The organism is Bacteroides cutis, from assembly GCF_900241005.1.
Taxonomy (GTDB): domain Bacteria; phylum Bacteroidota; class Bacteroidia; order Bacteroidales; family Bacteroidaceae; genus Bacteroides; species Bacteroides cutis.
The window spans coordinates 201,918-210,355 of sequence record NZ_OEST01000007.1 but is presented as its reverse complement, the minus strand read 5'-3'; the positions used below and the strand labels follow the sequence as shown (position 1 = coordinate 210,355).

General features: G+C 36.3%; 8 protein-coding genes. All 8 read right to left on the bottom strand.

Annotated features, from left to right (window positions below):
• Positions 1-176: 176 nt before the first annotated feature.
• Positions 177-1,421, bottom strand: a complete 1,245-nt coding sequence (locus tag C1A09_RS14535; protein WP_101545493.1) for a DegT/DnrJ/EryC1/StrS family aminotransferase — start codon at positions 1,419-1,421, stop codon at positions 177-179.
• A gap of 111 nt (positions 1,422-1,532) precedes the next feature.
• Positions 1,533-2,249, bottom strand: a complete 717-nt coding sequence (locus C1A09_RS14530) for a sugar transferase (protein WP_101545490.1) — start codon at positions 2,247-2,249, stop codon at positions 1,533-1,535.
• A gap of 107 nt (positions 2,250-2,356) precedes the next feature.
• Positions 2,357-3,346 (bottom strand): glycosyltransferase family 2 protein, encoded by a 990-nt coding sequence (locus tag C1A09_RS14525; RefSeq protein WP_101545488.1) that lies wholly within the window; start codon positions 3,344-3,346, stop codon positions 2,357-2,359.
• Between the two features lie 215 nt (positions 3,347-3,561).
• Positions 3,562-4,317: a Rossmann-fold NAD(P)-binding domain-containing protein gene (locus C1A09_RS14520; RefSeq protein ID WP_101545485.1), complete on the bottom strand. Its 756-nt coding sequence runs from the start codon at positions 4,315-4,317 to the stop codon at positions 3,562-3,564.
• A 44-nt stretch (positions 4,318-4,361) separates the two neighbouring features.
• Positions 4,362-5,375 (bottom strand): hypothetical protein, encoded by a 1,014-nt coding sequence (locus tag C1A09_RS14515; RefSeq protein WP_101545482.1) that lies wholly within the window; start codon positions 5,373-5,375, stop codon positions 4,362-4,364.
• Positions 5,376-5,384: 9 nt separating this feature from the next.
• Entirely contained in the window at positions 5,385-6,464 is a 1,080-nt protein-coding gene (locus C1A09_RS14510; RefSeq protein WP_101545479.1) for a glycosyltransferase family 4 protein, read from the bottom strand.
• Positions 6,465-6,474: 10 nt separating this feature from the next.
• The gene (locus tag C1A09_RS14505; protein ID WP_101545476.1) at positions 6,475-7,209 is read right to left on the bottom strand and encodes a LicD family protein; all 735 of its coding nucleotides are present in this window, start codon (positions 7,207-7,209) and stop codon (positions 6,475-6,477) included.
• Between the two features lie 13 nt (positions 7,210-7,222).
• On the bottom strand, positions 7,223-8,434 hold the full coding sequence (locus tag C1A09_RS14500) for a glycosyltransferase family protein (RefSeq protein WP_101545474.1): 1,212 nt from the start codon (positions 8,432-8,434) through the stop codon (positions 7,223-7,225).
• Between the last annotated feature and the right edge of the window lie 4 nt (positions 8,435-8,438).

The window sequence follows — 8,438 nt, the reverse complement described above, 5'->3', positions numbered from 1 at the left end:
CATTTTTAATTAAACTACTTTTTCAATTCTCGTTTCGTTGATCAACGATGCAAAGGTGAGAAGATAGAAGGGCATAAACAAAGAAAACAGCCCAAAGAAGGCTGTTTTCTGAAAATGATTTATAATAAGCTTATAGACTGTAACTTATCAAATAATATAGAAATTTAATGATTGAGTCAATTAGTTATCCCCTCTTTTATCTTCGCCACAATATAGCGTACATCATCTTCTGTCACCATCGGACCACTCGGTAGACACAATCCCTGTTTAAACAGCCGTTCACTGACCCCATTCGTATAGGCAGGACAATTCTTATATACAGGTTGTTTATGCATAGGCTTCCAAAGAGGACGGCTTTCAATACCTGCTGAGTCAAGCCATACACGCATAGCTTCCACATTCCGATTGGGTTCACAAGCCGTATGAGCGGAAGAAGCCTCATGGGTCACACCGGAAGCGCCCCCCACGGCACCCTGTACCTTTTCTGAGTACGCACATTCCTCACCCGTCACATGCAGATGTTCAGCCAACAATACAGTGTTCAGCCAATAGTTACTGTCATAATCCGCAGAAGGATTTACATGCAACGTAATACCTTCCACATCCTTCAATAACTCCCGATAAAGCGAGCAAACCATCTTATGATGCCTGATATGATCATCCGCCACAGTCATCTGGCCACGACCGATACCCGCACAAATATTACTCAACCGATAGTTATAACCTATCTTCTCATGCTGATAATAAGGATAAGCCTCACGAGCCTGTGTGGCATAGAACATGATCTCCTTCTTACTCTCCGCATCAGGACAAATCAAAGCACCGCCACCACTGGTCGTTATCATCTTATTACCATTGAAAGACAGTACACCATATTTACCCAATGTACCACAAACCCTTCCTTTGTACCGACTACCGAAACCTTCCGCAGCATCCTCAATCACCGGAATATCATACTTTCCGGCAACAGCCATGATTTCATCCAACTTAGCAGGCATACCATATAGATAAACCGGTACAATCGCCTTCGGTTTTTTACCCGTTTTAGCAATACGGTCGGCTATCGCCCTCTCAAGCAGTTGAGGATCCATATTCCATGTATCCTCTTCAGAATCTACAAATACAGGAGTAGCACCAAGATAAGTCACAGGATGTGAAGAAGCACAGAACGTAAAACTCTGTACCATCACCTCGTCCCCAGTACCTACACCACATGCCAAAAATGCCAAATGTACGGCAGCCGTACCGGCAGACAAAGCCACTACATGCTTGTTTCCACCTACAAAAGCTTCCAAATCCTGTTCGAAACCGTTTACGTTCGGACCGAGTGGAACCACCCAGTTCGTATCGAAGGCTTCGCGTATGAAGTCCTGCTCCTTGCCACTCATGTGAGCGAGGCAAAGATAAATTCGTTTGTCCATAAAATATATGTGATTTATAAAACTATAATGATAAAAAAATAACTATAAGTAGAAACTAAAATTAAGATATCCTCGGCTTATTTTAAGCAGTTTAAATAACACGCCAAAGCCTTATACTTCCTCTCCTGCAAACTGAACCTTAAATCCTAATATCGTGGCAAATATCATCTTGATATCTTTCAAAAAAGAATAATGGCGATAGTAATAACAGTTCAGGCGTACCTTGTCCGGATAGATCACGTTATCATTATACCACACTGCCACAGCCTGATCATTCTTATCCATCAAAGCCATCCAATCCGTACTAGAAATCTTAATTAACGGATAATGCATAATCAATTCTTGATAATTCATATTTCTAAAATCCTTCATGAAGTCCGCAATCATCTCATCCTCCAATCGGTACTTCAATGTGGCGGGTCCAGTAATACCTGGACGTAACTTCAAAACATCACGGTCATCGTCTATCAGTTTATCCGCATATCCCGGTACATCAGGACGAGGGCCAACAAACGACATATTTCCTATTAACACATCCCATAATCCAGGTAGTTCATCTAACTTATAATGCCGAAGTGTAACACCAAACGGAGTGATGCGCGAATCACCAGCAACAGATACCGTTGAACCATTATGTTTCACAGTCATCGTACGGAACTTGTGACAATTGAAAAACTTTCCTCCCTTTCCCACACGTTTCTGTACAAAAAATATAGGTCCTCCCGGCATCTTCACTTTCACCATTATAGCAACCACTAACAATACAGGCCACAAAAACAGTAAACCAACCAAAGCTACCAAACGGTCAAAAGTCCATTTTAAAATCACAAAAGTCTATCCTTTTATCAATTTATTAAGGGGTTCAGTCCCATGTTCTAAAATTAGCCCACATTTTGGAGCGTTTTAGACCGAAGTGCCCCCCTATATAGTTATATCTACTTTTTCATAAATGGCAACTTAAGTAATGCCATCAAAGCCCCCCATCCGTATGATACATGCAGTACAGTGAAAGATGTTAGTAAATAAAAGAAATTCAATTTTTTACTAATTGCAAGCTTAGCACAAACTGAACCAAGTGCCAATATGTACATCAATAATACAGCAATTGTTACGAATAAAGCAGGACACCAAAAGATACCAGCAATCAAAGGTAAAAACAAACCTAGGACAAATCCTAATGGCACAAAATGACGGATTGATAATGACTTTAATTCACCCGTGTAGAATACCGTTAAAATGTTCCATTTACCATTACCAAAATTGTTCTTAGCTAACTTTGAATAAGTTTCACGAGCAAGATATGTACTATAGGTATCCGGTATGATAACAATCTTACCCCCTCCATGGAAAATACGTTTATTCAATTCAATATCCTGATTTCGTACAAGTCGAACATCATAATATCCATATTTATCAAACACTCCGCGTTTCCAACATCCGAAAGGTACGGTTTCCACCTCCTGTACCCCTTGAATACCAGTACGGAATACAGAATTGCCAACACCAAACTTATTACTCAAAACTTCTCTAATGGCAAGTGTCTTTGGTGTCTTGTTTAATACATCAGTTTTACAAACAGCTCCGATATTATCCGCTCCATATTTTGAAAGACCGTATGCCAATGAAGAGAAATAATTTCTCTCATAAGTTGCATGAGCATCCAGTCGCATGATTACATCACCTTTGGCCTCCTTAATCCCGAGGTTCATTGCCCATGGAGCAATGCGATTAGGATTATCTATTAAGTGAATAAAAGGATATTTCTCCGTATATATCGCAACAATTTCACGAGTTTTATCTTTGCTCATACCATCTACAAGAATTATCTCAAGGTCATCTTTGGGATAATCTTGCTCCAGCATACTATCTATACATTTTGCAATATATCTTTCTTCATTATAAATTGGTACTATTACTGAAAGCATATATAATAAATTGAACTAATATAAGCATCCAACCCCTATGACTATGGACAGACAAATAAGAAGAAGAATAGCTATTGCCCTTAAAATATCAATATAAATTTCTCTCTATCCTTTACTTGTTTGATTAACAAATACATTCATTCTAAATAACTTAGAATTCTAAGTTCGTATTACAATACCGACTAACCTATACGTAATACGAAGTATATGAAAATTTAAATATGCTCCTCCACACCTCTGAAGTGTACATTCAGTTCATGCAGGTGCTCTAAAAGAGTACCAAGAGATGTGCCCTTTGTCATCTTTGCAAATGCATTGACGTCCTTAGGGAAGCACTTACCGCCATATCCAAACTTTCCATCAGGACCAGGGACATAAGTATGAGTATCGTTAATATAACCAGAGAGAAGAACACCTGTATGTACATTACGCCAGTCAGCCCCCATCTGTTCACAATATTCACGGCAAGCATTGAAGTATGTTACCTTATAAGCACCGAATACGTTATGCATGTACTTTGTCAACTCAGCCTCTAAGGGTGTCATTACTGTAAACCTTTTGCCGACAAAGATCTTAGTAAGCAACTCATGAGCACCTGTAAATACCATAGTTTGTTTCTTAAAATCCTCAATATGTGTACGTTCCGTAAGGAACTCTGGCATATAGTGAACTTTATGTCCTGTTTCACGAGAAAGCATATCACTTGTACCTGGCAGAATAGTAGTACGTACGAATACTGGCACATCTGGGAGGTTTGTAATCAACTCTTTCATAAGAGTCAAATCCTGTGTACCATTATCTTCTGTAGGTACATGTATCTGCAGAAATGCGATATCAATATTACTCAAATCATCATTGTATCCCTTAGGAGGGTCACTGATGAATAATTTACACTCTGGATTGTTGTGTTCTAGCCAATCCTTCAGTGCTCCACCTACGAAGCCACAACCGATAATTCCAACGTTGATCATTTTATTAAATTTTATTTTTTGTATTATTTTCTCAAATCCGAATTTTATCTATCGCAATCAATCAAAGCCAATCTATTACGATCCTTAAAATCTCTAAAACTTAATAGTATCTTTCCTGTACATGGTTCAAAACATGATTTATACGGAAATTTCATAACGTCCTTGATTTCTCTTGGAATATTTACTTCTTTAATTATTTTCCAGCTTAACAAATCACCAGCTGTGTTCTGAGTCATAAAAAGCCTAAACAATTTATTATTAGATTGACTTATATATAAAAATAAGCCTTTCAGTCGACAATCACTATCAACAACCTTATCCTGATCATTATCAGATGAAATTCCAATATGCCAAAGATAATATTCCTCGGGAGCATCTATAATGGTAACATCATATGTTTGATGATGGATATATGTCGTACGATCGAAGGTATTCAGTATTAATTGAGATTCATGCTTATCTGTTTTGACATGATACATATAGATCAAATTTGCATCAAGTAAAATAGCAGGAGAAAGAACATATTCGTCAGTTTTATGTATCAACAATACTCTATCTGATACAATATAACTACCATCATTACATTTGATTTTTTTCAAATAAATGAAATCTCGGGTATTTATTGTATCACGATACACACAATAAATAGAATCTTTGAACGAAGCAATACTTGGATCAGACATGTGGTATCCCCGTTTGTGTTCAGCTTGAACATCTAATGGCACAAGGATTTCTTCAAGAGATTCAAGAGAATCACCTATATATAAACAAGGATTTTCGTACTCCTCCATTCCGTAAGGATAAGGAGTAAAAACGACAACACATTTCTCGCCAAAAACAGTCATGTCAGGATGAACAACCTGACATGAGCCATCATATGTATAAAATAATACATCCTCAATATTATCTTTCAAATAATCAGAACGATTTCTCTTTCCTATTATTCTTGATAAAAATAAAGGTATATTTATATTTGCAAAATGAAATAGATGATATAAAAATAAAGGTGGATTTTTTACCTCCTTCAGTAGCCTAAATAAATAATTTAAAAAACTCATCAATAAGAGTTATTTCTTAGCAATCAATGATATATATAACTTCTCCATGATTATGACATTTTTTTCCCAATCATAAAAATGTAGAACTCTATCACGGCCTGCTTTACCCATTATTCTACATCTATCCTTATCAGACAGTAATTCTCTAAATGCGTTTGCCATAGTTTCCGGATTACGATCTTTAAGAACTATTCCTGTTACATTCTGCTCAATAACTTCATTTGCGCCAGCAGTTTCTGTTGCTACTACAGGAACCTCACATGCCATTGCTTCAACCATGTTTACGCCAAAACTTTCCTTCTTAGAACAATTCACGAATATGTCCATTTCACTCAATGCTTTTGGCACCTCAGTATTAGGAATAGGTCCCATGAATATAACAGAATCATTGATGCCTAATTGCACGGTCAATTCAATTAATTCATCTCTAAGACGACCATCTCCATAAATTCTCAATAGAGGTTTGTTTTCCATCTCCTTATAAATTATATTAAAAGCGTTTATAAGCAGAGGGATATCATATATAGGTTCAAGATACTTGATAATACCAATAACAGGTCTATCATCCTTTCTCTCAAAAGACATTGGTGCACAATTCTTTATATTTACTCCAAAAGGAGTTACCGTAATTTTTTGATCTGGCTTTCCAAGCACCATACGTGTTTGATCAGCCATTATATTACTTGTACATCCTATAGCATCTGCATAATTAAGATTTTTACGGATATTGTACATATTAAACCTATTTAGGAATGGATAAGTAAACACATCTGTCCCATAACAAGAAACGACTAAAGGTCGTAATCCTGCTAATCGAGCTAATGTACCAAAACCAGATGCATAATGGACATTAACAACATCTGGCTTAAATGATTTATTTAGCCTTCTTACTTCTGGTACATTAAGATAATAGCCTAATTTACCACCGAACCTCAACGGATGAACTATTACAGATTTATCAAAGACTATATTTTTTTTCTGTTGTATAGGATAACTAACAAGCATTACCTGATGACCACGAGCAGCAAAGCTATTCACCCATTTAGCAGAATGAGTGCTTATCAGACTTCCAAAAATCATTATTCTCATATTTATGTATTTAGTATTTTCTAGGCGTCATATAATCCCCATAGCAAGTTTTCAAATACAAATCCCAGTTTCCTGGAACATAAAATTCATCATTTTCAAACTTCATAAGTTCTCGAGTATCGAAAACATGCTTATCTACAGGTCCATAGGCCCCAACAAGACTAAACCAATAATTTGATGACTCAAAATCATTTTGCTTTTCTCTTTTATCAATATTTGCTTTAATAATACTATCAGGTATTAAACGATCAAGAAATTTTACAACAGTTACTATTGGCTTATTTTTAGGAATACAATCAGCGACATTAACATATTTTGATCTAAAAATTTTATCAAGGATTTGACATTTTTTCCAAAACTTTCTTTGCTCTTTTGGGTCATCAGGAGCTCCTACTAAAGGGTAGATATCTAGATGCAAGTCCGAAAATGACGTTTTCTTTTCAAAATAAATAATATCGTGAGACTTTGTGTTTTTAGGATTAGATTCCCTATCGTTTATCAAGACACCATCTGGATGATGTTTTTTAAAAGCCTCCCGAAACTTGTGAACATCTGGTAATTTAATATAAACATCAGCATCAGTATCCCATGGTATAAAACCCTTATGGCGCACTGCTCCTAAAACTGTTCCAAATGCAAGAGAATACCATATATTCTCTTTTTCACATACATCTCTAAAAACTCTTAATAGCCCTAATAATCCTTCATGAATTAAATGAAGTTCTTTTTCTGATAAATTATACATATCATGATTATTTCTAAAATTTCAAAAATTCATTTACTACGTATTCTGCAGTAAAAATCTCTGGTACCTTGACTGTATACTCATTCCAATTAGATTTCTGGCTATCTTCTACAATCCTTAGTAAAGCATCTTTTATTGATCTCACATCTGTGACATCCCCATAATACGATATATAACCTTGCTCATACAAATCATACAGAACTCCAACTCGAGGGCTGATAGCTAACGTCCTCATTCCTACCATCATAAAGTCAGAAACCTTGGTGGGGAGGAAGATTCCCTCTTTGCATGCAGCTTCGATAATCAATGCGATATCATACTCTGCCAAAACATTAAGACTCTGATGATACGACACAGGTTCACGCATATTTACTACATTCTTCAGAGGCTCTTCCTCAATTAACTTCATTTCATCAGGATTTGTTTTGCCCATGAAGGTAAGGGATATATCATTCTTGGACATTTTTTTTTCTTCGATCAGTTCCTTTAATGCTAGCAACAATGAACGAGCATGACGAGGAGCATTACACTGGCCAGGATGTATTATTTTAATAGGCCTTGATATTGTTTTTAGGGATTTTTGAGGCTCACCAATCATTACGTGTGGAATAATATGAATATTTCTATCATCAGCGTTCACGTACGAGTTTACATATTTAGCAAGGCGGGCATTTGGATAAAGATATTCGTCAGCTCTCTTCATAATCTTTACAATCCGCATACATTTCTTCACATTTTCAGGACTATTACCATGGCCATAAGGGGCAATCCAGAGATAGGCGGGAAAAGGATCATTCCATGATGCAATCCACTTTATTCCATATTTTTTCTGAAGATAGTAAGCTATAAGGAAGCTACTAGCATTTTTTGATACGATATAATCGTATTTATTCTCCTTTACAAGTTTCTCACATAATGGTAATGCAGCAAATGCCCAATGGTACCCCGCTTCAATAACTCCGAATTTTAGCCATGCTCTGAAATGTTGCCAAATAGTTTTAATATTTATTGTATTATCTACATCTACGAAATTCAGAGAATTGAGTTTTATCCCATATTTCTCAATATCTTCCTTAGGATAATAAGTAGTATTATCGTGCCTTGTTACAAGATCGATTTTAAACTCTTTACTCTGACTAAGTACAGCAAGTTGACGTGCATTGCATATATTCTCAGGCCCTGTCACCGGCAAACAAGAATTTGCAATAAATAGTATATGTTTCATAAAC